This is a genomic window from Pseudomonas sp. 05N431 (assembly GCF_056397005.1).
Map to the genome: position 1 here is coordinate 113,935 of NZ_JBFTMN010000003.1, position 24,014 is coordinate 137,948.

19 protein-coding genes are annotated in these 24,014 nt (G+C 60.0%); 7 read left to right on the plus strand and 12 right to left on the minus strand.

Annotated elements, in window-relative coordinates:
- Positions 1-170: 170 nt before the first annotated feature.
- The 4 genes from colR (at position 171) to AC1DIG_RS05995 (ending at position 3,193) form a co-directional block, all read left to right on the plus strand.
- The gene (gene colR, locus AC1DIG_RS05980) at positions 171-854 is read left to right on the plus strand and encodes a two-component system response regulator ColR (protein ID WP_054593790.1); all 684 of its coding nucleotides are present in this window, start codon (positions 171-173) and stop codon (positions 852-854) included.
- Entirely contained in the window at positions 844-2,124 is a 1,281-nt protein-coding gene (locus AC1DIG_RS05985) for a sensor histidine kinase (RefSeq protein WP_477766549.1), read from the plus strand. The genes colR and AC1DIG_RS05985 overlap by 11 nt, the downstream gene beginning before the upstream one ends.
- A gap of 122 nt (positions 2,125-2,246) precedes the next feature.
- Positions 2,247-2,960 carry a lipopolysaccharide kinase InaA family protein gene (locus tag AC1DIG_RS05990; RefSeq protein WP_477766550.1) on the plus strand — a complete coding sequence of 238 codons (714 nt, stop codon included), beginning with the start codon at positions 2,247-2,249 and terminating at the stop codon, positions 2,958-2,960.
- Positions 2,961-2,962: 2 nt separating this feature from the next.
- Positions 2,963-3,193, plus strand: coding sequence for a hypothetical protein (locus AC1DIG_RS05995; protein WP_477766551.1), 231 nt, complete (start codon positions 2,963-2,965; stop codon positions 3,191-3,193).
- A gap of 184 nt (positions 3,194-3,377) precedes the next feature.
- On the opposite strand, the gene AC1DIG_RS06000 is transcribed toward AC1DIG_RS05995, so the two are convergent.
- The 10 genes from AC1DIG_RS06000 to AC1DIG_RS06045 all read right to left on the minus strand — a co-directional run bounded on the left by AC1DIG_RS06000 (position 3,378) and on the right by AC1DIG_RS06045 (position 18,003).
- Positions 3,378-6,404: a multidrug efflux RND transporter permease subunit gene (locus tag AC1DIG_RS06000; protein WP_477766552.1), complete on the minus strand. Its 3,027-nt coding sequence runs from the start codon at positions 6,402-6,404 to the stop codon at positions 3,378-3,380.
- Between the two features lie 13 nt (positions 6,405-6,417).
- Positions 6,418-7,569, minus strand: coding sequence for an efflux RND transporter periplasmic adaptor subunit (locus AC1DIG_RS06005; RefSeq protein WP_477766553.1), 1,152 nt, complete (start codon positions 7,567-7,569; stop codon positions 6,418-6,420).
- A 407-nt stretch (positions 7,570-7,976) separates the two neighbouring features.
- Positions 7,977-9,074 (minus strand): DUF1513 domain-containing protein, encoded by a 1,098-nt coding sequence (locus AC1DIG_RS06010; protein ID WP_477766554.1) that lies wholly within the window; start codon positions 9,072-9,074, stop codon positions 7,977-7,979.
- Between the two features lie 14 nt (positions 9,075-9,088).
- Positions 9,089-10,153, minus strand: coding sequence for an imelysin family protein (locus tag AC1DIG_RS06015; RefSeq protein WP_477766555.1), 1,065 nt, complete (start codon positions 10,151-10,153; stop codon positions 9,089-9,091).
- Positions 10,154-10,196: 43 nt separating this feature from the next.
- Positions 10,197-11,624, minus strand: coding sequence for a di-heme oxidoreductase family protein (locus AC1DIG_RS06020; RefSeq protein WP_477766556.1), 1,428 nt, complete (start codon positions 11,622-11,624; stop codon positions 10,197-10,199).
- A 265-nt stretch (positions 11,625-11,889) separates the two neighbouring features.
- On the minus strand, positions 11,890-13,242 hold the full coding sequence (locus tag AC1DIG_RS06025; protein WP_477766557.1) for an imelysin family protein: 1,353 nt from the start codon (positions 13,240-13,242) through the stop codon (positions 11,890-11,892).
- A 327-nt stretch (positions 13,243-13,569) separates the two neighbouring features.
- Complete coding sequence (locus tag AC1DIG_RS06030; protein ID WP_477766558.1) at positions 13,570-15,621, minus strand: putative bifunctional diguanylate cyclase/phosphodiesterase; 2,052 nt, start codon at positions 15,619-15,621, stop codon at positions 13,570-13,572.
- 335 nt (positions 15,622-15,956) lie between these two features.
- Positions 15,957-16,553: a superoxide dismutase gene (locus tag AC1DIG_RS06035; RefSeq protein WP_071553613.1), complete on the minus strand. Its 597-nt coding sequence runs from the start codon at positions 16,551-16,553 to the stop codon at positions 15,957-15,959.
- 440 nt (positions 16,554-16,993) lie between these two features.
- Positions 16,994-17,596 (minus strand): LysE/ArgO family amino acid transporter, encoded by a 603-nt coding sequence (locus tag AC1DIG_RS06040; protein ID WP_477766559.1) that lies wholly within the window; start codon positions 17,594-17,596, stop codon positions 16,994-16,996.
- Positions 17,597-17,601: 5 nt separating this feature from the next.
- Positions 17,602-18,003: an ACT domain-containing protein gene (locus AC1DIG_RS06045; RefSeq protein WP_477766560.1), complete on the minus strand. Its 402-nt coding sequence runs from the start codon at positions 18,001-18,003 to the stop codon at positions 17,602-17,604.
- A 96-nt stretch (positions 18,004-18,099) separates the two neighbouring features.
- On the opposite strand from AC1DIG_RS06045, the gene AC1DIG_RS06050 reads away from it, so the two are divergent.
- From AC1DIG_RS06050 to AC1DIG_RS06060, 3 genes are all read left to right on the plus strand, one after another.
- Positions 18,100-18,993, plus strand: a complete 894-nt coding sequence (locus AC1DIG_RS06050; RefSeq protein ID WP_019693323.1) for a LysR family transcriptional regulator ArgP — start codon at positions 18,100-18,102, stop codon at positions 18,991-18,993.
- Between the two features lie 71 nt (positions 18,994-19,064).
- Entirely contained in the window at positions 19,065-20,063 is a 999-nt protein-coding gene (locus AC1DIG_RS06055) for an NAD-dependent epimerase/dehydratase family protein (RefSeq protein ID WP_477766561.1), read from the plus strand.
- Between the two features lie 106 nt (positions 20,064-20,169).
- Positions 20,170-21,012, plus strand: a complete 843-nt coding sequence (locus tag AC1DIG_RS06060) for an ATPase (RefSeq protein WP_477766789.1) — start codon at positions 20,170-20,172, stop codon at positions 21,010-21,012.
- A gap of 128 nt (positions 21,013-21,140) precedes the next feature.
- Here the strand turns inward: AC1DIG_RS06060 and AC1DIG_RS06065 are convergent, their stop codons facing one another.
- Together AC1DIG_RS06065 and pobA are read right to left on the minus strand one after the other, a co-directional pair.
- Entirely contained in the window at positions 21,141-22,658 is a 1,518-nt protein-coding gene (locus AC1DIG_RS06065) for an MDR family MFS transporter (RefSeq protein ID WP_477766562.1), read from the minus strand.
- Between the two features lie 79 nt (positions 22,659-22,737).
- Positions 22,738-23,931: a 4-hydroxybenzoate 3-monooxygenase gene (gene pobA, locus AC1DIG_RS06070; protein WP_477766563.1), complete on the minus strand. Its 1,194-nt coding sequence runs from the start codon at positions 23,929-23,931 to the stop codon at positions 22,738-22,740.
- Positions 23,932-24,014: the final 83 nt, after the last annotated feature.

Sequence of the window (24,014 nt, forward strand, 5' to 3'; positions counted from 1 at the left end):
GGTTTTTTATTTTCTGTGAAGATGATCGTTCCCACGCTCTGCGTGGGAATGCTGCCCGGGACGCTCTGCGTCCCTGACAGGGTTTGGATCAACAGATCTATCCCTGAGCCACTCTTGGCCTTAAGCTGCGCGGTCCAAGACGGCCGTAACTGTGTACGGAGCAAGTGCCCATGCGAATTCTATTGGTTGAAGACAACCGCGACATCCTCGCCAATCTGGCTGATTACCTGGGGCTTAAGGGTTATACCGTGGATTGCGCGCAGGACGGTTTGTCAGGTCTGCACCTGGCGGCCACCGAGCATTACGACCTGATCGTGCTCGACATCATGCTGCCCGGCATCGATGGCTACACCCTGTGCAAACGCCTGCGCGAAGATGCCCGGCGCGATACCCCGGTGATCATGCTGACCGCCCGTGACCAACTGGATGACCGCCTGCAGGGCTTCAAGTCCGGTGCCGATGATTACCTGGTCAAACCGTTTGCCCTGTCTGAACTGGCGGCGCGCATCGAGGCGGTCATGCGCCGTACCCAGGGTGGCGGTCGCCGTGCCTTGCAGGTTGGCGATCTGAGCTATGACCTCGATACGCTGGAAGTGACCCGCGAAGGTCGCCTGCTGAAACTCAACCCGGTAGGCCTCAAGCTGCTGGCGGTGTTGATGCAGAAGAGCCCGCACGTCTTGCGTCGTGAAATACTCGAAGAAGCCCTCTGGGGTGATGACTGTCCAGACAGCGACAGCCTGCGCAGTCACGTCCATCAGTTGCGTCAGGTGATCGACAAGCCGTTCGCCAAACCTTTGCTGCAAACCGTGCACGGCGTCGGCTATCGTCTGGCCGAGGGGCGTGATGGAGTTTAAGCAGAGCCTTGCTCAGCGGATCATTATTGCCTTTGCCTTGATGAGTGCGTTGGTGGCGGGGGCATTCGCCATAGGCATTGTGGCGACCGTGCATCTGGTCGAAGCAAAGCTGATTTCTGCAGGCCTGGGTGGCGATTTACAGCGCTTGCTGTTGATGGACAGTATGGCCGACTGGAGTCACCGTCCCGAGCCCGATCAGTTGTTCTACTTCAGTGGAGGCCCCGGCGACTTTGACTTGCCCAGGGATCTGCGGCATCTGAATGCGGGCTTTCATGAAGTATTTCGCGAGCAGCTGTCATACCACGCGCTCGTCGAGATCGTTGACGGCCGACGCTACGTCCTGCTGCAGGATCAAAGCGATTTCGAAGAGCGCGAGCGAGTGCTGTTTGCCGTGGTACTGGTGGGGTTTGTATTAAGTCTGGCATTGGCGGTGTTCCTCGGTTGGGTGCTTGCGCGCAAGGTCATGGCGCCGGTAGTCCGGCTGGCGCGCCAAGTGCGTCACCGCGATCAACTGCTCGGTCTGGCACCGCCCCTGGCGCCGGACTATGCCGCCGATGAAGTCGGTGAGCTGGCCGTCGCCTTCGACGCCACGCTGGGCCGATTGCGTCAGGCGCTTAGCCGTGAGCGGCTGTTCACCAGCGACGTCAGTCACGAGCTGCGCACCCCGTTGATGGTATTGGCCAGTTCCTGTGAGCTGTTGCTGGAGAATCCGGACCTCGATCAGCGCAGTCGCAACCAGGTCGAGCGGATTGCTCGTGCCTGTGAAGAGATGCGCGATCTGGTCCAGACCTTCCTGATGCTCGCCCGGGCCCAGCGCGAAGATGCCAGCATGTCGCCGCAACAGACCCTGGGGCAGGTGGCCGAGGACTTGCTCGGCCTGTGGCGCCAGCCGATCGAGGACAAGGGGCTCACGCTGTTTTATGAACCCGGCAACCCGACGGATACGCGCTATAACGCGACATTTCTGCACGCGGTCATGGGTAACCTGTTGCGTAATGCCTTGCACTACACCGACAGCGGGTTCATTCGCCTGACCATTCTGCCCCGCGGTTTTCTGGTCGAAGACAGCGGCGTCGGTATTCCCGAAGAGAAGCGCGAAGCGATGTTCGAGCCGTTTGTGCGCGGTGGTGAGAAGCGTGGGGAGGGGCTTGGGCTGGGCCTGTCGCTGGTGCAGCGAATTTGTGAAAACCAGGGCTGGAGCGTCAGTCTCAGCACCATGGAACCCAACGGCTGCCGCTTTTATGTCGAATTGGGCAAGCCGGACGCCTGATGCCTCGGTCGCGACCGTAGAAGCGGAGTTCAAGCAGGCGGATTTTCGGGTTCAGGAACATTTGGGCTTTATCCCGCTCTATGGCATGCAGCGCGTTTATATATTACGAAAGAGGCAACAGGATGGCAGTTGGACAGGTATCGGAAATGGAAGTCGCTCCTGAAGAACGCTTCAATTATTTCTGGAATCAGCGTGGCGAGTGGGTAGAAGCACCCAATGTGCGTCGAGGCGGGGAAAGTGGTGTGCAGCGGGTTCGTGCCACCAATGGTCGGCTGCTCTATGCCAAGCGTCAGACGGGGCACATTTACCGAAGCTGGTTGCACCCGTTCGGTCGCCCGACGGTGTTACGTGAGCTTGATGCGCTGAACGGTCTCCGTTCGCTGAATGTTCGAGTGCCTGAGTTGGTGTTCTGTGGCGCCCAGCGTGATCCGGTGCATCAGTGGCGAGCGCTGTTGGTGACTGCCGCACTGGACGGTTTTGTCGAGATTGAAGACTGGTATGCCAGCGGTGGACGCGAGCGCCACGGCGAGGCGTTGCATGAACGAGTGCTGCAAGACCTGGCCGAGAACCTGGCGCGGATGCACAAGGGGCGCTGGCAGCATAGCTGCTTGTATATCAAACACGTTTTTGTGCGCGTTACCGGTGAAGGTGAAGCGGCCAGGGCCGAAGTGGCGTTGCTCGATCTGGAGAAGTGCCGGCAGCGTCTGACCCGCCAGCAAGCGGCTTCGCATGACATGAAACAGCTGCGCCGCCACTCGTCGTGGGGCTCGGCAGATTGGGAGAAGCTCAACTATTTTTATAACAAGGCATTTGGCAGCTCTATCAAAGGTTTGTAGCGATGAAACTAGAAATTGCTAGGGGTCTTTTTTTGGCAGGAGCCTTGGCAGTTGTTTCATTGGCGGTGGTTGGACTGGAGCAGCCACGTACGCAAGTGCTCAGTGCAAAGCATGGGGGCGCGCATTGCCCGCTACCACGGGCTGCGAAGTCAACTACGGTGACCCACTCCGATAATGATGAATTGTTGTTGTTCATGCTCGGCATGACTCAGGGAATGAAACACCAGAGTTGAAAACCCTCAAGCCCACATCAAAGGCCTCGTATACGCGAGGCCTTTTGTTTTTGAACCCTGATCTTCAATTTGCCGCTCTCCCCCTGTGGGAGCGAGCTTGCTCGCGATGACGGCTTAACATTCAACAATGATGCCGGCTGTCAGTGAGCTATCGCGAGCAAGCTCGCTCCCACATACGGAACTCTCAGGGTTTGTCGGGCTTGGCCAGCAACGTGTAGATGCAGGGCAGCACGAACAGGGTGAACAGTGTCCCGATCGACATACCCGTGGCGATCACCATCCCGATATCGTAGCGGCTGACGGCCCCCGCGCCGGTGGCGATGATCAACGGCACCATGCCGAAGACCATGGCAGCGGTGGTCATCAATACCGGACGCAGGCGAATGGCTGCCGCTTGTTCCACGGCTTCGCGTGGCGCCAGGCCCTTGTCCTTGCGCAACTGGTTGGCAAACTGGACGATCAGGATCCCGTGTTTACTGATCAGCCCGATCAAGGTCACCAGCCCGACCTGGGTATAGATGTTCATGCTCGACCAGCCCAGGAACAACGGGATCAGCGCGCCGCAAATCGACAGCGGCACGGTCACCAGAATCACCAGTGGGTCGCGGAAACTTTCGAACTGCGCCGCCAGCACCAGGAAAATGATCGCCAGCGCCAAGGCAAAGGTCACCCACAAGGCGCTGCCTTCCTGGACGAACTGCCGCGAGGTGCCGCCGTAATCGAAGGCAAACCCCGGCGGTGCTTCTTCCTGGGCGATCTGGCGCACGGTATCAATCGCCTCGCCCATGCTGACTGTCGAAACGCCGGAAAGAATCGCCGAATTGAGTTGCTGGAACTGATTCAGCTGTCGCGGTCGTGCCCGGTCACTGATGTTGATCAAGGTCGACAGGGGCAACAGTTCACCTTTGGTGTTTTTGACGTAGTAGTTACTCAGCCAGTCAGGGTTGTCCCGGTAAGGTCGTTCGACCTGGGCGATGACCTTGTAACTGCGCCCCTCGATGGTGAAGCGATTGATCTCGGCTTCTGCCAGCAACGTCGACAGCGTCACGCCCAGATCCTCCATCGAGACGCCCATTTGAGCGGCCTTGGCGCGGTCGATATCAACCACCACTTCGGGCTTGTCGAAGGCCAGGTCGATGTCGAGGAACGCGAACTTGCCGGATTCCAGGGCACGCTTCTTCACCCGATTGACCAGCTCCAGTAATGGCTCGTAGTCATTGGCGGTGTTGATCACGAACTGGAACGGCAAGCCTTCACCCGTGCCCGGAAGAGAGGGCAGGTTGAAGCCGAAGATTTGCAGGCCGGTGATGCTCGAAAGCTTTTTCTGCACCTCAGGCAGAATTTGCATCTGGGTTCGTTTGCGCTCATTCCAGGGTTTGAGCAGGAAACCGCCAATACCTGACTGCACGCCATTGAATCCGTTGATCTGGAAGGACGAGTAATACTCGGGAAACACCTTGAATATCGCGAGGAATTCGTCGGTGTAGGTGTTCAGGTAATCCAGGTTGGCCGTTTGCGGGGCGTTGGCCATCATGAAAATGACGCCCTGGTCTTCATCTGGTGCCAGTTCCGATTTGGTGAACTTGAGAAACACTGGAATCAGGCACAGCACGATCACGGCGAACACCAGCACCACCGGCCGGGTATTGAGCGTGCCGTGCAGAACGCTCTGATAACGACGCTTGAGTCCTTCGAAAATCAGATCGAGGCGATGGGCCAGGCCTGACGGGTTTTCATCGTGACGCAAGAGCAGCGCGCACATCATCGGCGACAGCGTCAGGGCAACGATCCCGGAGATCACCACGGCACCGGCCAGGGTCAGCGCGAACTCCTTGAACAGAGCGCCGGTCAGGCCCGTCAGAAAGCCGATGGGCGCATAGACCGCCGCCAGGGTGATGGTCATCGAGACCACCGGCATGGCGATTTCCCGGGCGCCTTCGAGGGCTGCATCCAGCGGCGTTTTGCCTTCTTCTATGTGCCGGTGGATGTTTTCCACCACGACGATGGCGTCGTCCACCACCAGGCCGATCGCCAGCACCATCGCCAGCAAGGTCAGCAGGTTGATCGAGTAGCCCATCAGTTGCATGAAGAACATCACGCCGATCATCGACAGTGGAATGGTCACCACCGGGATCAGCACCGAACGCAGCGCGCCAAGGAACAGGAACACCACGACAATCACGATCAGCACGGCTTCGAAGAGGGTTTTCACCACTTCATTGATCGAGGCCTGAATGAACAACGTGGCGTCGTAGGCAATTTCAGCCTTGAGGGTGGGGGGCAGCTGGGATACCAGCTCCGGCATGAGCTTGCGCACTTCCTTGATCACGTCCAGCGGGTTGGCGGCCGGTGTGGCCTTGATCCCGATGTACACCGACGGTGTGCCGCCGAAGGAGCTGACGGTGTTGTAGTTCTCGGCGCCCATCTCCACGCGCGCCACATCCCTGAGCAGGACCCGACTGTCGCCGTCGACTTTCAGCGGAATCGCGGCGAAGGCTTCGGCGGTCTTCAAGTCAGTGTTGGCGTTGATACTGGTGACGACGTACTCACCTTTGACTTCACCGGCGGCGGACAGGAAGTTGTACTGGCGTACGGCGTTGGTGACGTCACTGGCACTCAAGCCGAAACCGGCGAGTTTTACCGGGTCGAGCCAAAGACGCATGGCAAACACCTGGTTGCCGAGAATGGCGGCTTCAGCCATGCCGGGAAGAGTGGCGAGCTTGGGCTGGATCACCCGCGACAGATAATCGGTGATCTGCGGGTTGCTCAATTCCTTGCTGTAAAAACTCATATACATCAGCGCCGAGGCACCTGCGGCTTCCTTGCTCAGCACCGGGTCTTCCGCGTCTTTGGGCAGCTTGTTCTTGACCTCGTTGGCTTTGGCCAGCAGCTCGGTGAACAACCGGTCGCTGTTGGAGCCGATGCGCGCATAAATCGAAATCACCGAGAAGTTCTGGCGGCTGACCGAGGTCATGTAGTCGATGCCTTCGGCACTGGCCAGGCTTTGCTGCAAGGGTTGGGTGATATAGCCCTGGATGGTTTCGGCGTTGGCGCCGGGGTAGGCCGTGGTCACCGTGATCAGCGCGTTCTCCATTTGCGGATATTGGCGCAGCGGCAGTTTGCTCCAGGCCTGGAAACCCAGCAGCACAATCAGCAGGCTGACCACGGTGGCGAGCACTGGGCGGCGAATGAACGGATCGGTAAAAGCCATGGGAATTCCTTGATCAGTTCGTGCGCGGTTGGCTGGTCTGTTCAGTTGGCAGGTTCTTGTCGGGGCTGACGACAATGTGCGTGCCGTTGTCGAGTTTGATCTGACCGGCACTGACCACTTGCTCGCCGTTCTGCAGGCCTTTGTTGATCAACACCAGGCCTTCGCGCCGCTCGCCGGTTTCGATGAAGCGCCGCTCGGCGATCAGGATCGGCTGGCCCTGGTCATCTTTCTCGACGTTGCCGTTCGCGTCCTTCTTCTGGGCGACCACGTAGAGCGAGTTGCCATAGAGGGTGTAGGTGATCGCGCCTTCCGGTACGACGATTTTGGGCTGCGGGTCCGGCAGCATGACCTGCAGGCTGGCGAACATGCCCGGCAGCAGCTTGCCGTCCGGGTTGGCGAGAGTGGCTCGTACCAGCACGTTGCGGGTGCTGCTTTCGACCTTGGGGTTGATCGCGCTGATGGCGCCGGGGAAGTTCTCGGTCGGGTAGGCCGGGACCGTGACTTGAACCGCCTGACCGAGGGCGATTTTCGGCACCGATTGTTCCGGCACGAAGAAGTCGACGTACAGGCTGCTCAAGTCCTGCAGGGTGGCAATGACCGTGCCGCTGGGCAGGAAGTCGCCGACGTCCACCTGACGAATGCCGATAGTGCCGCTGAAGGGCGCGACGATGTGTTTCTTCGCCAGCGCAGCCTTGAGCTGATTGACCGTGGCCTTGTTCTTGGCGAGTACAGCGGTGAGCCGGTCGAACTCGCCCTTGGAGATCGCCTGGCTACCGACCAGTTGACTGCCACGGCCGTAATCCAGTTGCGCCAGGCCCAGATCGGCCTGGGCGGTTTCCAACAGGGCGCTTTCAACGGCGCTGTCGAGCTGTACGAGCGGCTGGCCGGCCTTGACCTTCTGCCCGGATTCGAACTGCACGTCCTTGACCGTACCGGCGATCTCCAGACTCAGGTTGACCCCTTGCAGCGCCTTGAGTGTGCCGACCGTGGGCAAGCGGGTTTGCCAGGGCCGTTCGGTGGCCGTGGCCACGGCAACGCTCACCGGTGGTCTTGGCACAGCGAAGGTCTGGATCATCTTGTAGATGGAGAAGGCCTTGTAGCCTCCCAGCATCAGGACGATCAACAGCACAACACCCAACATGATCAGCATGCGGCGACGCAGCATATTCCACTTCCTTGGAAAAAATCAGGCGAGACAGACCGAACATTACTCCGTGTATGCGGGTGATTCCAGATAGCATTTTCTCGGCGCTCACGCCTGCCCCGTAGCAGCTGGCGCAGCCTGCGTTCGGCTGCGCAGCGGCCGTAAATCCTGCCGCCACGGTTAGCCTGACACACCGCGGCGTATGATTTTACGACTGCTGCGCAGCCGAACGCAGGCTGCGCCAGCTGCTACGGGGGAGTGTGATTCAGACCAGATGCAGGTGGTTTATTGATCGTTCCCACGCTCCCGCGTGGGAATGCAGCCAGTGACGCTCCGCGTCTCCTGCCGAAGCGGACGCAGAGCGTCCGGTGAGGCATTCCCACGCAGAGCGTGGGAACGATAAAACGATCAATTTGGCAGCGCAGATTTCAGACCAGATGCAGGTGGTTATCCCAGAGCCCTGCGGGGAGTTCGAGGGGTTTTGCCATCAGCGGTGTCTGCCGACAATCATAGAAACGGCAACGCCCTTGTCCCGAAGTCACGACAAAACCATCGGCCACTGCACCGACACCGGCACAGTCGGGCAGCGGTGCATCGAGGCGCACTTCGCCGCTGTCCAGGTCCCAGATGAAAAACCGGTTGCCACGCGGCGCGGTGAGTGCCACCAGCCGCAAGTCACTGTGCACCGCGACACTCGCGGTGTAGTGCCCCATGGCCTGCAACTGGTGCTCGGCGACCGGGAATGGGACAAAGGGCTGGCCGGGACGCTTGATCGCCAACAGCTCGGATGATTCATGGGCGGCGCCCATGAACTGCTGGCCGGTGACAATGGTGCCGTCGCTGGCGATCCCCATGTGACGCACGCTGTTCATCTGCTGGGCCAGGGTTTCCTTGCTCAGCAGGCTGCCGTCGCGTTGCATCAGCACCAGGCTGGGTTCCATGGCGTCGAGGTTCATCTCGACCCGGCTTTCGGCTTCGGTACGAATCCCGCCGTTGGCCACCACCAGGGTTTCACCGTCGGGCATCCATGACACCTGATGCGGGCCGATGCCGTGGGTGGAAATCTCACCGCTGTAAACCAGCCGCTGACCCTCGAAACGGTATACCCCGAGCAGGCCGCGACCCGGGTCGCTGGTGTCGTTTTCGGTGGCGTACAGCCAGTCGCCGCTTTTATGAATAACCGCGTGACCGTAGAAGTGCCGGTTCGGTTGCGACACCACGGTTTGCAGCAGCGTACCGTCACGCAGATCGACCAGATAGCTCTCGGTGCCCGGCCGTCGCGCGACGAACAGGGCTATCGGCAGAGCAGGGTGGTTGATGATGTCGTGGCAGCGCTGGCCGACTTCGGTGGCGAACACTCGAGTGCCGTCCAGCCGATAGCCGACGGCGTAATGTTTGCCGTCGCTGTCGTCGCGTGCCGAAAGCAGCAAAGGACCGTGGTCCTTTTGCTTGAACAGCTTCCAGCCGCCCAGCGTCACGGCGCCCAGCAACAAACTGCCTAAAGTCAGAGCCTGACGTCGCAGCATGGCGCTACCCCTCATCAGTCACCGTCGTTGGCGTTGAAGCCCAGTTGGATGCCCAGCGCCTTGGCCAGTTCACCTTCGTGCAGGCGATGGACGACGTTGAGGCTGTCGTAAAGGTCGTTGAGTTGCTGGCGACCGGCATCGTCTGTGAGCATTTCGGTCAGCGAGCGCTGGCTGCTTTCAAACAGTTTCAACGACGCGGCGTAGGCGGCATCGATCTTGTCCGCCAGCGGCTTTTGTTCGGCCGGCAGCAGGCCGCGCAGGCCCTTGTTGTCGACGCCGACCCAGACCGTCCGCGCGGCAGCCAGGCTCGATTCCATGCTTTGCAGCGACGAATGACTGCGCCATGCATCTGCCTGGAACGGCTGTGGAATGCCCTTGGTCTGACGACCCATCGGCGTGCCGAGTTTTTTCTTCAGGGTGTCCAGTGCGGTCACTTGAGCGCGCAGCAAATCGGCGATGGCTTCGTGGGAGTCGGCATAACGCTGGTTCGGGAATTTGCTCATCTGGGCCAGCATGCCGTCGGTGCTGTTCCAGCTCGCGAGGATCTCTTCGGCCAGCTGTTTCTGACGTGCGCCGATGGCAGTCAGCAGCGGGCAGTAACGGGCTTTTTGCGCGGCGTCGGCCACGTTGGTTTTTTCGTCGAACAGAATGTACTCATAGGCCGAGAGGCCCTGCACGACGACGCTGGATTTGGCCAGCGCAGCGGCATCGATTTGCGGTTGTGCGCTGACCAGTTGCTCGACCTGACGGCCGACCAGGTTTTTCTTGTCCGGCCAGAACTGCACCTGCCAGGAGCGATTGCCTTCGGCCAGCGGGCCGACCAGCAACGGTTGCAATTGTGCCCAGGCTTTTTGTGCATGGAGGAAGTCGGCGCGAGCCGTTGCCAGGTCCGCCTTGCCTTCGCAGTAGGCCAGCGCACTGACGGCCAATTGGCGGTCGGCTTCAACCCAGCGACTGTAGGTCGGCAGGATCACTTGCTTGGCGATGGCTGCCGAGGTGACGGCTTGAGGGTCCTGGGGCGAGCAGGCACCCAGGACGAGTGCGGCAAGGCTGGTGAACAACAGCTTGGGGCGGAACATGTCGGGCTCCCTTTTTTATGGGCAAAAGCGTATGGGAAATGCGTCAAAGAGAATTCAAAAAGGCCAGCAATGCAGCGCGTTGCTCGGCATTGAACGCTAAAACCTGCTGCTGCGCCGCGCGTGCTTCACCGCCGTGCCACAGCACGGCTTCGAGCAGGTTGCGGGCGCGGCCGTCATGCAGAAACTGCGTGTGGCCACTGACCGCTTGCGTCAGGCCAATGCCCCACAACGGCGGGGTGCGCCAGTCGCGGCCTGAGGCCTGGAATTCGCTGCGGTTATCGGCCAGCCCTTCGCCCATGTCATGCAACAGCAGATCGCTGTAGGGGCGAATCACTTGATTGGCCAGTTCCGGTTCTGCGGCATTCGCGGCGGTGGTGAATTTCGGTGTGTGGCAGGACTGGCAACCGGCCTGATAGAACAGGTTTTTACCGGCCAGCACCTGCGCCCCGTTGACGTCACGGCGGGCCGGGACGGCCAGGTTACGGCTGTAGAACAGCACCAGGCGCAAGATGTTGTCGCTGACTTCCGGCTCGCCATCCGGGCCATTGCCGTTAGGCGCCTGGAGGCAGTCAGTCTGGGCCGGGGTGCAATCATCGAACGGTCTCAGACTGGTGGTGAGGCCCATATCACCGGAAAACGCGTGAACGTTTTGCTGATTGAGATTCGGTTGCCCGGCTTTCCAGCCAAAGCGCCCCAAAACGGTCTTTTGCTGCGCGTCATCCCACACCAGGTTCGGACGTCCGGCGATGCCGTTTTTGGCTTTAGCCTGGGCGTCGGCGTTGGCCAGAATATCGGCGTCGGAGATGGCTTCGAGCAGTCCGAGGCCAATCATCGGCGGGGCAACTCGAGCGGAGAAAAGCGTGTCGGGATGCATCGGGCCGTAGCCCAGTTGGGTGATCAGCAGCCTGGGTTTGCGCAGTTCGATTTCAGTGCCATCGGTAAAGCGTACCGGGACTGGATCATAGTCGACTCGAACCTTGCCTTCGGGGGCAACGCCGGGCACGGCCATGTCCTGGAGTTGCCCGCCGTAGACCGGCTCAGGCACCACACCCATGTGCTCAATGACCTTGGCGTAGGCCGGGGTGTTGGGGATCGACAGGCGCACCAGCATCGATACCGCGTTATCGGAATCGGCTGTCGGCGGATGACCGCGACCGTCCTTGATATGGCAGTTCTGGCAGGCGTTGGTATTGAACAGCGGGCCGAGGCCGTCGCGGGCGGTGGTGGTCGAAGGGGCGATCACCCAAGGGCTGCGGAAAAAGCTGTTGCCGACGCTGAAGTCCAGCCGACGGGTCGGCGAGAGATTGGCTGAAGGCAGGGAGAACGCATTCTGGTCGGTCTTTCTGACAGTCGCCGCGCCACCGGAGCGGGCTTCACCGGGTTCGGCCTTGGTAAAACGCGGGGCGTCATCGCAGGCACTCAGGCCCAGGGCCAGAAGCAGTGCAGACAAGCGAAGAGGCAGCGAAGGCATCAGCAATCCTGAAAGACGAGCAAAACAAGGGCGCAAAGTCTAACAGGGCAGAAGAGTTTGAATAAGAGGAATTATCGTTCGCTCTCACAGGTAAACCGCGATCCCCCCCCTGTGGGAGCGAGCTTGCTCGCGATGGGGTCATCATTGCCGACATTGATTTTGAATGTGTGACCGCTATCGCGAGCAAGCTCGCTCCCACAGGGACGGATGCCAGGCTGACAAAAAAGGCGACCCGAAGGTCGCCTTATTGGTCGGTCAGTGTTGATCAGAACTCGTGATCAGCGTTGTCCGGGTTCAGGTCGCTGATGCCCAGTTTGCCGGCAGCCTGTTCGATCGAGGTGGTCTGCTTGACCAGTGCCGCAATGGCGTCACGCACAATCTGGTTACCCGCGGTGTTGCCGGCAGCGATCAACTGGTCGTAGTGCTCACCCTTGTTGGCGTGATCAACCATGACCTGGATTTTCGCCTCGGTGGCGGCCAGATCAGCCTTGAGCGCAGCATCGGCAGCCGGGTCGGCTTTGGCCACCAGCGACGACAGGCTGGCGCCGGTCATTTTGGTGCCGTCGGTGCGGGTGTATTCGCCCAGGTACACGTTACGAATGCCTTTGGCATCGTAGAAGTGCGAGTTGTGGGTGTTGTCGCTGAAGCAGTCCTGTTCGTCTTCCGGGGAGTTGGCTTCCAGGGAAACTTTCATGCGCTCGCCTGCCAGTTCGCCCAGCGAGAGGCTGCCCATGCCGAAGAGCATTTTGCGCAAACCGCTTTCTGCCGGTTCTTCTTCCAGCTCGGCGCGGTAGTTGTCAGGCACGTTCGGCTTCCAGTTGCCGACCATTTCTTCCAGGTCGCTGACCAGCAACTGGGTCACGGCTTTCAGGTAAGCGCGACGACGATCGTTGTGGCCACCGGTAGCCCCGGCGCCTTCCAGGTAGTCCGAAGCCGGACGGTTGCCAGCACCAGGGCCGGTGCCGTTCAGGTCCTGGCCCCAGAGCAGGAATTCGATGGCGTGGTAACCCGTTGCGACGTTCGCTTCGGAACCGCCCAGCTCGTTCAGGCTGGCGAGTTTTTCCGGCGTGATGTCGGTCACGTCGATCTTGTCTTCACCCACCTGGATGGTCGTGTTGGCGATGATGTTGGCGTTGGCGCCCGGGTTACCCAAGGCGTGCTCGTAGCTCTTGTCGACGTAGTCGATCAGGCCTTCGTCGAGCGGCCAGGCGTTAACCTGACCTTCCCAATCGTCGATGATGGTGTTGCCGAAGCGAAACACTTCGCTCTGCAGGTAAGGCACGCGTGCGGCGACCCAGGCTGCACGAGCAGCTTTCAGGGTTTCGGCATTCGGCTTGGCGAGGAAAGCGTCGATGGCGGCTTGCAGGGTTTTCGCAGTGGATTCGGCATCGCTGAAGACCGCAAAAACCATGTCGGCGTAGTGCGCGACAACGGCTTTGGCTGCGGCCTCATCGACTTTGCCAGCGTCAGCAGGTGCAGCAGGTGCAGCAGGTGCTGCGGTGCTGGCGGCCGGAGTAGGCGCTTGAGGAGCAGCAGCCTTGTCTTTTCCTTCGCCGCAACCGGCGAGGGAAATAGCGATGGCCAGCAAACTGGCGGTAGCCAGAGGCATACGAATCATGGCGAACATCCTGCTTCGGTAAATAATGGACAGGCGCGGGGGTGCGCAAAACTGCGACATAATGCAAATCTTTCGCATTATGTGTAAAGGGCCGCGATTGGAAATATTTCTTGTTTACGAGGGTGGTTGCGCCTGCACATGACCTGCACATGACCTGCACATCACTTGTAGCAGCTGGCGCAGCCGGCGTTCGGCTGCGAAGCAGTCGTAAATCCTGACGCCGCGATTTACCTGACACAACGCAGTGCCTGATTTCACGACTGCTGCGCAGCCGAACGCAGGCTGCGCCAGCTGCTACAAGGTCCGAGGTGAGATCAAGCTGCGTACTTACAAGATCAACGCATTACTGCGTTGGGCCTGTTTCAGATAAGCGGCCAGCTCTCGCGCAGGCAGCGGTTTGCTGTAGAAATAGCCCTGACCTTCGTGACAGCCTTCAGAGATGATGTAAGCCTCTTGTTCGGTGGTTTCCACGCCCTCGGCGATTACCTGCATGCCAAGGCTTTTGCCGAGCTGGATGATTGCGCGAACGATGGTTGCATCGTCGTCGTCATCGAGCAGGTCCTGAACGAAGCTCTTGTCGATCTTGATCTTGTCCAGCGGCAGACTTTTCAGATAACTCAGCGATGAGTAGCCGGTCCCGAAGTCGTCGATGGCGATCAGCGCCCCCGAACGGCGCAGGCTGAGCAGGTGTTGCGCGGCGGTGCTGATGTCTTCCATCAGGCCGGTTTCGGTGACTTCCAGCTCAAGGCTGCGCGGCGGCAGGCGATACATTTGCATCAGGTTGTTGACCACCCGCGGCAGCTCGGCGTGGTGCAGTTGCACGGTCGACAGGTTGACCGCCATGCGCAGGTCGCTGAACCCCTGGTCATGCCAATCGCGCAGTTGTCGGCAGGCCTGGTCCAGCACCCATTCGCCGATGGCGATGATCGTGCCGTTCTGCTCTGCCAGTGGAATGAACAGATCCGGCGGCACCAGCCCGTGTTCCGGGTGTTGCCAGCGAATCAGTGCCTCGACACCGACCACCCGGTGATCGCGGTAGCTGACCTGCGGTTGGTAAACCAGATAGAACTGATTGCGGGTGAGGGCGTCGCGCAGGTCTTTTTCCAATTCGCGGCGACGACGCATTTCGCTGTCGACGCTGGCGATATAGAACTGATAGCGATTGCGCGAACGGGTCTTGGCCAGGGTCATGGTCTGTTCGGCTTTCTGCAACAGCTTCTCGGTGCTGTCGCCATCTTCCGGGAACAGGGTGATGCCGATGGTTGCGCGCAGGCGGATTTCCTGATGATCGAGGGCAAACGCCGCTTCCAGGTCATCGAGGATGCTTTGCGCCAGCTCGGCGGCTTCGTAGGGTTGCTCGATATCGGCCTGAACCAGCGCGAACTGATCGCCCCCCAGGCGGGCGAGCGCGCCGAGACGGCCACTGTGGGCACGCAGACGGTCGGCCAGGGCCAGCAGCAATTGGTCGCCGGTCTGGTAGCTGAATTGCTCGTTGATGCCTTTGAAATCGTCCAGGCCCACACACAGCACGGCGACCCGGCGTTGCAGGCGGCCGGCGTCTACCAGAATCTTGTCCAGTTGCTGCTGCAATTGCTGACGGTTCGGCAGGCCGGTGAGGAAATCGTATTGCGCCATGCGCAACAGGCTGTTTTCGGCTTCGTGGCGTAGGTGGGTATTGCGTTCGATGGACTCGAGCAACTGGTTGGCGGTGTTGATCCAGATCCCCAGTTCGTTCTTTTCGTGGCCCTTGAGCTGCGGAATCTTGTGTTCGCTGGGACGGTCGGGATTGACGTTGGTCAGGTGTTCGATGATCCGTGACAGCGGTTTGGTCAGCAGCCAGTGATAGACCAGGTACAGCACCAGGCCCATGGCCATGGCCCGCAATACGCCCGAGATGAAGATGATCACCGAGCTGACAATAAAGCCCTGACCGTAGGTGGCGGTGTCGAGGGTGATGCTGAGGTCGCCGTAATATTCGCTGTAGGGGCCGCGTCCCACCAGTTGCGTGGTGAACGTGCGTTCCTGGCCCAGAATAAGGTCGGTCAGCCAACGGCTGTGAGAATGCTGCAAGTCACGGGATTTTTCCGCAAGCATGGCTTCATTGGGATGGCCGATGGAGGCCATGCGCACGGCGTCGTCCTGGAACAGGCCTTCGATAACCTGCATACCCATTTCCCGATCGAGGCTGTACACGGCCTGGGTCGAGGGGTCGCGGAACATGTCGAGGATGCGCTGGGCATCATTGGCCACGGCCTGGCGCGTTTTATAAGCATCGAAAACAATCTGCGCACAGCTCAACACCACACCGACGATCAATGCCGACAGGAGCACGACCCGGAGCAACTTCACCGACAAGCTGTTTTTGAGTTCCAGCTTCAAAGGGTTTTTCCTTGTTCCGTGCGGGTAACGTCAAGTTGCCATGAGTATTGGCAATCCGATGATGGCAGTCAAAGGGACAATCAAGCCATGCAAATTTTGTCTGCCGGCTTGGCCTCATTACCGGGGATGGTTGGCAATGGGAACCTATTAGTAGTGTTTCGGTAGACAGCTCCCGCAACTTGAGGGGCAGGGGCGAATATTTGTGTCTGGTTGATGGTAGACGGCTGTGGCGCAGGGGCAAGGGAACGCTTGTTTTCGGGGTGTTGCAGGTGGGTTTCACAATGTTCAGCCATAAAAAAACCCGGCAATGCCGGGTTTTTTGACTGCAAGCAGACTTAAGCGGTGAAGGTTTTGCCTTCGAACTGCTCAGCCACGAACTTCCAGTTGACCAGGTTCCAGAACGCTTCAACGTACTTCGGACGCAGGTTGCGGTAGTCGATGTAGTAAGCGTGTTCCCAGACGTCGCAGGTCAGCAGCGGGGTGTCGCCGCTGGTCAGCGGGTTGCCGGCGCCGATGGTGCTGGCCAGGGCCAGGGAACCGTCAGCTTTTTTCACCAGCCAGCCCCAACCGGAACCGAAGGTGCCGACCGAAGTCTTGGTGAATTCTTCTTTGAACTTGTCGAACGAACCGAAAGCCGCGTTGATTGCTTCAGCCAGTGCGCCGGTTGGTTGACCGCCAGCGTTTGGCGCCAGGCAGTTCCAGTAGAAAGTGTGGTTCCAGACCTGAGCGGCGTTGTTGAAGATGCCACCCGAAGAAGTCTTGACGATTTGTTCCAGGGTCTTGCCTTCGAACTCGGTGCCTGGCACCAGGTTGTTCAGGTTCACGACGTAGGTGTTGTGGTGCTTGTCGTGGTGATATTCCAGCGTTTCCTTGGAAATGTGCGGCTGCAGTGCATCGTGTGCGTAAGGCAGTGGCGGCAATTCGAAAGCCATGGTGATTCTCCTAATCAGGTCAGTTGCGGTGAGCGCAAGGCCGATCACGGGCGGCCAGACAAGCGCCGGGAGTTTGTACTCTTTGCGGCGCAGGTGTCGGATCATAGCACCGGGGGGGCGGCTTAACCACGCAACAACTGTGTGGAATAGAGGTTTGAAGGGGGTGCCCTCACTCAATGGCGGATCGCGTTGGAGCTGTGATCGTGCCAGGCAAGGCGCGGGACGCAGAAGATGCTTTTTGCCTCTTCAAGTCCCGCAACGCCGCATGGCACGATCACAGCTCCAACCCGGAGGGCCGCCGCCCCGCAAAGCGCAATCCGTCGTTGTTCGTCGCTCATTTGGACCACCAAACTTCACTCCTCACGCCTAGTCTTGCGCTTTGCGGGTCGGCGGCGCGACCGCCATTGAGTGAGGGCACCCCCTTAAGCCCTTTGTAATAATCAGGCAGCGCTGATCAGTTGAAAGGCCACGGTAAACATCATCACCGCCACCAGCAGGTCGAGAATCCGCCAGGTGCTTGGGCGTGCCAGCCACGGCGCCAGCCATGCGGCGCCCAGCGCCAGGGTGAAAAACCACAGCAATGACGCACTGGCCGCGCCCACCACATAAGCGCCGGGTTCTGTTTGTTGGGCCCCGAGCGAACCGATCAGCAACACGGTGTCCAGATACACGTGAGGGTTGAGCAGTGTCACCGCCAGTGCACTGAGCAACACCGCGCGCAATGAACGTACGGTCTGGTTCTCACCCTGTTGCAGGCTTTGCCTGGAACAGGCACGACGCAGGGCCAGGCTGCCGTACCACAGCAGGAAGGCCGCGCCACCCCAACGGGCGATCGCCAGCAACAGTGGATTTTGCGCGAGGATCGTCGCCAGCCCGAACACTCCGGCGGCCACCAGTAACGCATCGCAGGTCACGCAGAGCGCCGCCACTGGCAGGTGATGTTCGCGGCGCAGGCTTTGCGCCAGCACGAACGCATTTTGCGTACCGATCGCCATGATCAGTCCTGCAGCGACCAACAGGCCGTTCACATAGCTTTGCCACATAAGGGTTACTCCGCGTTTGCCGCGAGTTGCCGCAGTACCGACATCGCGCGTTTGGCGTCGGCCTGGCCGACAAACAAATGGTCGTGGTAATAGCCGGCAATCACGTTGCAGCTGATTCCGGCCTGGCCGAGGGCTGTGGCGAATGCGGCAGTCAGGCCTACGGCTTCGAGGGCTGAATGCACATTGAGGGTGATCCACGCCGCCAGGTAGTCGAAACTCAATCCGGCCTTCTCGGCTTGCGAGCGCTCAAGGATCACCGTCAGGCCTTCCTGTTCGCGAAAGCTGCCGATGATTTCGTAGTCCTTTGGCAAATGGCCGTCGCGAAGCGTGCAGAACACGTATTCGCCGTTGTTGAGCTGCGGGCTCATGCTGCGCAGCAGGGTGTTCAGTGAGGTTTCGCCAGCCATGTCGCTGATCCTTGTTGAAGAGTTCTTGCTGGTCATTCTCCAGTCCCAGGCTGTATAAGAAAAACCAATATTGCTGATCGCTCATTAGGAAAACTGATGTTCGACTATAAATTGTTGTCCGCCCTTGCTGCGGTGGTCGAGCAGGCCGGGTTCGAACGCGCGGCTCAGGTGTTGGGGTTGTCGCAATCGGCGATCTCCCAGCGCATCAAGTTGCTCGAAGCGCGTATCGGCCAGCCGGTGCTGGTGCGGGCCACGCCGCCAGCACCGACCGAGATTGGCCGGCGTCTGCTCAACCATGTGCAGCAGGTGCGTTTACTGGAACGTGACCTGCAAAGCCTGGTGCCGGCGCTGGACGAAGAAGGCCTGCCGGAGCGCTTGCGCATCGCGCTCAATGCCGACAGCCTGGCCACGTGGTGGGCCGAGGCGGTGGGCGATTTTTGCGCCGAGCAACATCTGTTGCTCGACCTGGTGGTGGAAGACCAGACCGTTGGCCTCAAACGCATGCGTGCCGGTGAAGTGGCAGCGTGCGTGTGTGCCAGCGAGCGCCCGGTGGCCGGTGCCCGCAGTGTGTTGCTGGGTGCCATGCGTTACCGCGCGCTGGCCAGCCCGGCGTTTATTGCCCGGCATTTTCCCCAAGGGGTCAGGGCCGATCAGTTGGCCCGCACGCCGGCGCTGGTGTTTGGCCCGGATGACTTTTTGCAGCATCGTTACCTGGCGTCATTGGGCGTGGACGGTGGTTTCGAACATCATCTGTGCCCGTCATCCGAAGGTTTTATCCGTCTGACCGAAGCCGGCCTGGGTTGGGGGCTGGTGCCGGAGTTGCAGGTGCGCGAACAGCTTGAGCGCGGTGTTCTGGTGGAGTTGTTGCCAGATAAACCGATTGATGTGCCGTTGTACTGGCATCATTGGCGCAATGGTGGCCAGTTGTTGGGGTTGCTCACCGAGCATCTGGTACGTTTATCCAGGCAGTGGCTGGTGCCGTTGGACTGACGGGCAGCGTCAAGAGCACACGAAATCTGTAATGCGACACGCATGAAAAACGAAACACATCGGAGCAACTCATGAAAATTCTGGTCACCGGCGCAAGCGGCTTCATTGGCGGGCGCTTTGCGCGATTCGCCCTGGAGCAGGGCCTGGACGTGCGGGTCAACGGCCGCCGGGCCGAAGGCGTCGAACATCTGGTACGGCGGGGCGCGGAGTTCGTCCAGGGCGACTTGAGTGATGCAGAACTGGTTCGCGAGCTGTGCGCAGACGTCGAAGCCGTGGTGCATTGCGCGGGTGCGGTGGGGCTTTGGGGGCGTTATCAGGACTTCCATCAGGGCAACGTGCTGGTCACCGAAAACGTGGTCGAAGCCTGCCTGAAACAAAACGTCCGGCGGCTGGTGCACTTGTCGTCACCCTCGATCTACTTCGATGGTCGCGACCACCTGGGGCTGACCGAAGAGCAAGTACCCAAGCGCTTCAAGCATCCTTATGCAGCGACCAAATACCTGGCCGAGCAAAAAGTCTTCGGCGCCCAGGAGTTTGGTCTTGAAGTACTGGCTCTGCGCCCGCGCTTTGTCACTGGCGCAGGTGACATGAGTATCTTCCCGCGTCTGCTGAACATGCAGCGCAAAGGGCGTTTGGCAATCATCGGCAACGGCCTGAACAAGGTCGATTTCACCAGCGTGCAGAACCTCAACGAAGCCATGCTCAGCTGTTTGCTGGCGACGGGTTCCGCGCTGGGCAAGGCCTACAACATCAGCAACGGTGCGCCGGTGCCGCTGTGGGATGTGGTCAATTATGTGATGCGCCAGATGGACGTCCCCCAAGTGACTCGCCACCGCTCCTATGGCTTGGCCTACAGCATTGCTGCGCTGAACGAGGGCTTTTGCGCACTCTGGCCAGGGCGTCCGGAGCCGACGCTGTCACGTTTGGGCATGCAAGTGATGAACAAAAACTTCACCCTCGATATCAGCCGCGCCCGGCATTATCTGGACTACGATCCCAAGGTCAGTCTGTGGACGGCGCTCGATGAGTTTTGCGGCTGGTGGAAGGCCCAGGACCCGGGCGCAAAATAAACTCTGAACCGAGCCAACTGATCACGGTCGATCAATGCGGCGAGTTCAGGGTTTATACTCGTCGCATTTAGCCATCACTGTGGTTCAGAAAGGTTGCCTCATGTCCATGCGTAACGATGCCAACGACGACTTCGATGATGTACCGAGCCTGCGTGCCGATCCCCTCGATGCCGACGATTTTCCAACCGCCGCAGCTGCCCGTGAACACTCCGGCGTACATGCGCGAAGCGCGAGCAGGGGCAAAGTAAAAGTCCCGAACACCGGCCCGTTGTGGGCCTTGGTCGGGGCGTTGCTGTTTGCCTTTGCCGGCCTTGCCTGGTGGAGCTTTCAGCAGATCTCGCTGATGGAGCAGCAACTGGTCGCGACCCAGGAAAGCTTTGCCCGCATCAGCGAGGAAGCCGCCGGACGCTTGCAGGATATTTCCGGCAAAGTGGTCGCCAGTCAGTCGAATGTCACCAGCGACAGCGAAGCGCTGAAACTGAAAATCAAGCAACTTGAAACCAAACTGGTGGAGCAGAACCAACAGCAGCAAGGCGTGGTTGGCCAGGCGTCGGACCTGGACAAGCGGCTGGCACAGATCGCTGCGCAAAGCGTCGAGCAACATGCCGTCAATGCTCAGTTGCAGACCGATCTGAAAGCCCTGAGCACTGACGTGGCGACCCTGAAAAATACCCCGAGCGACACCAGCAAGTTCGATGCCCAGCTGAAAAGCCTCGGTGCCGAAATCGCCGCGTTGAAGAAACAAGGCAACCCGAGCGCGGCGATCGAACGCCTGGAGCAAGAAATGGTGGTGATCAAAAGCCAACAGGACAACCGCCCGGCTGCCGCTCAAGGCAGCAATGCGAATGTCGCCGAGTTCGACGCCTTCCGTGGCCAGGTCACGCGCAACATCACCACCTTGCAGAGCCAGATCCAGAACTTGCAACAGCAGCTCAACGCTCGACCTTGATGCGGGGCGAAATCCTTGTGGGAGCGTGGCTTGCCCGCGATTACGGTGGGTCAGACGACATCTAATCGTCTGACAGTCAGTCATCGCGGGCAAGCCACGCTCCCACAAGGTTTTGCGCTGTCTATCAGTCAGTGAGCTTTATCTTCCCGCCCGCGCAACACTCTGTTCGGCATCGCAATCGCCGCCGCCAGCCCCAGCAACGACACCGCCGCGCTAACCATCAGCAAATGCCGGAAGGTCAGCAGCAGCTCGGCGCGCAAGGCGTTTTGAGCGTCGCCCGGTGCGGCGTTCAAACCATCAAGCAAGACGTTCCCGGAGCTACCCTCGGCGATCAGCGACGAGCCGGTCAAATGGGCGAAACTCGAATCCTGCAGCAGCGCCAGCAACAAGGCCGACATCAATGCCACGCCGACCGCGCCACCGAGTGAGCGAAACAGGTTGGTGGTGCTGGTGGCGACGCCGATGTCGCGTTGTTCCACCGAGTTTTGCGTACCGACCAAGGAGGTCGGGAACTGCATGCCGGCGGCAATGCCGCTGAGCATCATGAAGAAGCTGCTGATGAGCACCGCTTGCGGTGGGCTGAACGCCATGCCGAGAATCGCGATCGGGGTGAGCAGGGCGCCTGTCAGGATCATCGGTTTGTAGCGACCGGTCACCGAGGTCCGGCGACCGGCGAAGTAGGCCCCCATCGGCAACCCCATCGCCAGCGGCAACAGGTGCAGCGCCGCACTGTCGGCCCCGGCCCCGGTGACACTTTGGAAGCGCAGCGGCATCAGCACGATCAACGAAATCGCCTGGAAACTGGTGAAGAAAATCGTGCACCAGCAGAGGAGCGCATTGCGGTTGGCGAACAGGTGCATCGGCAGCAACGGCTCGCGCGCCCGCCGCTCATGCCAGACGAACAGCGCCAGCGTCAGCACCGCGCCCGCCAGCAACCCGAGCACTTCGCTGCTGCGCCACGAATGCCCCTGGCCAATCTGAGTGATGCCCAGCAGTAACGCGGTCAGGCCGATGATCATCAGCAGCGTGCCCAAGTAATCGATGATCGGCTTGCGCTGCGGCACCGGCAAACCTACCAGCGTGCGGTTGGCCACCAGCCAGGCGCCGAGGCCCAACGGCAGGTTGATCAGGAACACCCAGCGCCACGACAGGTACTCGGTCATGTAACCGCCGAGCACCGGCCCGGCCACACTGGCCACTGCGTACATGCTGCTGAAGTAACCCTGATAACGCCCGCGTTCGCGGGGCGGCACGATGTCGCCGATGATCGCCTGACTGACCGAAATCATTCCGCCAGCGCCGATGCCCTGAATGATCCTGGCGAGGACCAGTTGCTCCATACTCTGGGCCATGCCGCAAAACACCGAGGCCAGGGTGAACAACCCCATGCCGAACAGCATCAGCCGGCGACGGCCGTAAAGGTCGCCGAGCTTGCCGTAGATCGGCACTGCCACGGTCATCGCCACCATGTAGCCGGAGATGACCCAGGCCAGCAGGCTGAAATCCTTGAACTGGGCGGAAATGGCCGGCATCGAGACGGCGACGATGGTTTGATCCAGCGCCCCGAGAAAGATCGCCAGCATCAGGGAGACCAACACGCTGCGGATGGCCGGTTTGGTGGAGTCAGGCTGGTTCAGATTGGTCACGGGTCAAACCTGCGGGCGGTGATTAACCCGCAAGAGGCAAGGCGAGCGGGGATGCCCGCCAGTGTAAGTCGATAGCCTGCTATTCGATAGCCTCATACGGAAGCCCGACGTAATTTTCTGCAATGGTTTTTCGACCGGCTTCGGAGTCGACGAAGTATTCGAGTTCCGATTCGCTGATGCGCTGGCTGAAGGCATCGTTGCCTTCGAACGTGTGCAGCATCGAGGTCATCCACCAGGAAAAACGTTCGGCCTTCCAGACCCGGCGCAAGCAGATTTCCGAGTACTTCTCCAGCAGCTCGGTGCGGCCGTCGCGGTAGACCTTGAGCAAAATGTTGAACAAGGTGCTGACATCGCTGGCGGCCAGGTTCAGGCCTTTGGCACCGGTGGGCGGGACGATATGGGCCGCGTCGCCGACCAGGAACATCCGCCCGTACTGCATGGGCTCGACCACAAAACTGCGCAGCGGCGCGATGCTTTTTTCGATCGACGGTCCGGTCACCAGCGTATCGGCAAGCGCCTGCGGCAGGCGCGATTTCAGCTCCTCCCAAAAGCGTTGATCGGACCAGTCCTCGACTTTCTCGTCAGTGGGCACCTGCACGTAATAGCGGGTACGCGTGGTCGAACGCATGCTGCACAATGCGAAGCCGCGAGCATGTCGGGCGTACACCAGTTCATCGTGGACCGGCGGGGTGTCGGCGAGAATACCAAGCCAGCCGAACGGGTAGACCCGTTCGAAAATGTTCAGCGTGTCGGCGGGAATCGATTGCCGTGCGACACCATGGAAACCGTCGCAACCGGCGATGTAGTCGCAGTCCAGGCGCCAGGTTTCACCGTCCTGTTCAAAGGTCAGGAACGGTTCGTCGGATTTCATCCCGTGGGGTACCACGTTACTGGCTTCGTAGAGGGTCGATGCCCCCGCCGACTCACGTGCGGCCATCAGATCGCGGGTGACTTCGGTCTGGCCGTAGATCATCACGGTTTTGCCGCCGGTCAGGGCGTGCAGGTCGATGTGCACCTGGCGCTCACCGAGGGCCAGCTGAAAGCCGCCATGCACCAGACCTTCAGCGTCCATGCGCTGGCTGACGCCGGCCTGGCGCAACAGATCGACCATGCCCTGTTCCAGGACCCCGGCGCGGATTCGCTCCAGCACATACTCAGGCGTTTGGCGTTCGACGATGACTGTGGCGATACCGGCGTTGTGCAACAACTGGCCGAGCAGCAGGCCAGAGGGGCCGGCACCGATTATGGCGACTTGGGTTTTGAGGGTTTTCATTGTTGTTATGGCTCGCAAGCTTCACGCGGACAAAGTCGGTGAATGGTTTTATGAATCGAGTGCTTGCATTTTTCGCTTGTGAG

What these genes read in the sequence shown, in the direction of transcription:
- AC1DIG_RS06005 (WP_477766553.1), bottom strand. Translation starts at nt 7,569, where the DNA reads ATGCTGCGTCGCCGCATGCTGATCATGTTGGGTGTTGTGCTGTTGATC.
- AC1DIG_RS06035 (WP_071553613.1), bottom strand. Translation starts at nt 16,553, where the DNA reads ATGGCTTTCGAATTGCCGCCACTGCCTTACGCACACGATGCACTGCAG.
- AC1DIG_RS05995 (WP_477766551.1), top strand. Translation starts at nt 2,963, where the DNA reads ATGAAACTAGAAATTGCTAGGGGTCTTTTTTTGGCAGGAGCCTTGGCA.
- AC1DIG_RS06050 (WP_019693323.1), top strand. Translation starts at nt 18,100, where the DNA reads ATGTTCGACTATAAATTGTTGTCCGCCCTTGCTGCGGTGGTCGAGCAG.
- AC1DIG_RS06020 (WP_477766556.1), bottom strand. Translation starts at nt 11,624, where the DNA reads ATGCCTTCGCTGCCTCTTCGCTTGTCTGCACTGCTTCTGGCCCTGGGC.
- AC1DIG_RS06045 (WP_477766560.1), bottom strand. Translation starts at nt 18,003, where the DNA reads ATGGCTGGCGAAACCTCACTGAACACCCTGCTGCGCAGCATGAGCCCG.
- AC1DIG_RS06060 (WP_477766789.1), top strand. Translation starts at nt 20,170, where the DNA reads ATGCGTAACGATGCCAACGACGACTTCGATGATGTACCGAGCCTGCGT.
- pobA (WP_477766563.1), bottom strand. Translation starts at nt 23,931, where the DNA reads ATGAAAACCCTCAAAACCCAAGTCGCCATAATCGGTGCCGGCCCCTCT.
- AC1DIG_RS06000 (WP_477766552.1), bottom strand. Translation starts at nt 6,404, where the DNA reads ATGGCTTTTACCGATCCGTTCATTCGCCGCCCAGTGCTCGCCACCGTG.
- AC1DIG_RS05990 (WP_477766550.1), top strand. Translation starts at nt 2,247, where the DNA reads ATGGCAGTTGGACAGGTATCGGAAATGGAAGTCGCTCCTGAAGAACGC.
- AC1DIG_RS06025 (WP_477766557.1), bottom strand. Translation starts at nt 13,242, where the DNA reads ATGATTCGTATGCCTCTGGCTACCGCCAGTTTGCTGGCCATCGCTATT.
- AC1DIG_RS06010 (WP_477766554.1), bottom strand. Translation starts at nt 9,074, where the DNA reads ATGCTGCGACGTCAGGCTCTGACTTTAGGCAGTTTGTTGCTGGGCGCC.
- AC1DIG_RS06055 (WP_477766561.1), top strand. Translation starts at nt 19,065, where the DNA reads ATGAAAATTCTGGTCACCGGCGCAAGCGGCTTCATTGGCGGGCGCTTT.
- AC1DIG_RS06015 (WP_477766555.1), bottom strand. Translation starts at nt 10,153, where the DNA reads ATGTTCCGCCCCAAGCTGTTGTTCACCAGCCTTGCCGCACTCGTCCTG.
- AC1DIG_RS05985 (WP_477766549.1), top strand. Translation starts at nt 844, where the DNA reads ATGGAGTTTAAGCAGAGCCTTGCTCAGCGGATCATTATTGCCTTTGCC.
- colR (WP_054593790.1), top strand. Translation starts at nt 171, where the DNA reads ATGCGAATTCTATTGGTTGAAGACAACCGCGACATCCTCGCCAATCTG.
- AC1DIG_RS06040 (WP_477766559.1), bottom strand. Translation starts at nt 17,596, where the DNA reads ATGTGGCAAAGCTATGTGAACGGCCTGTTGGTCGCTGCAGGACTGATC.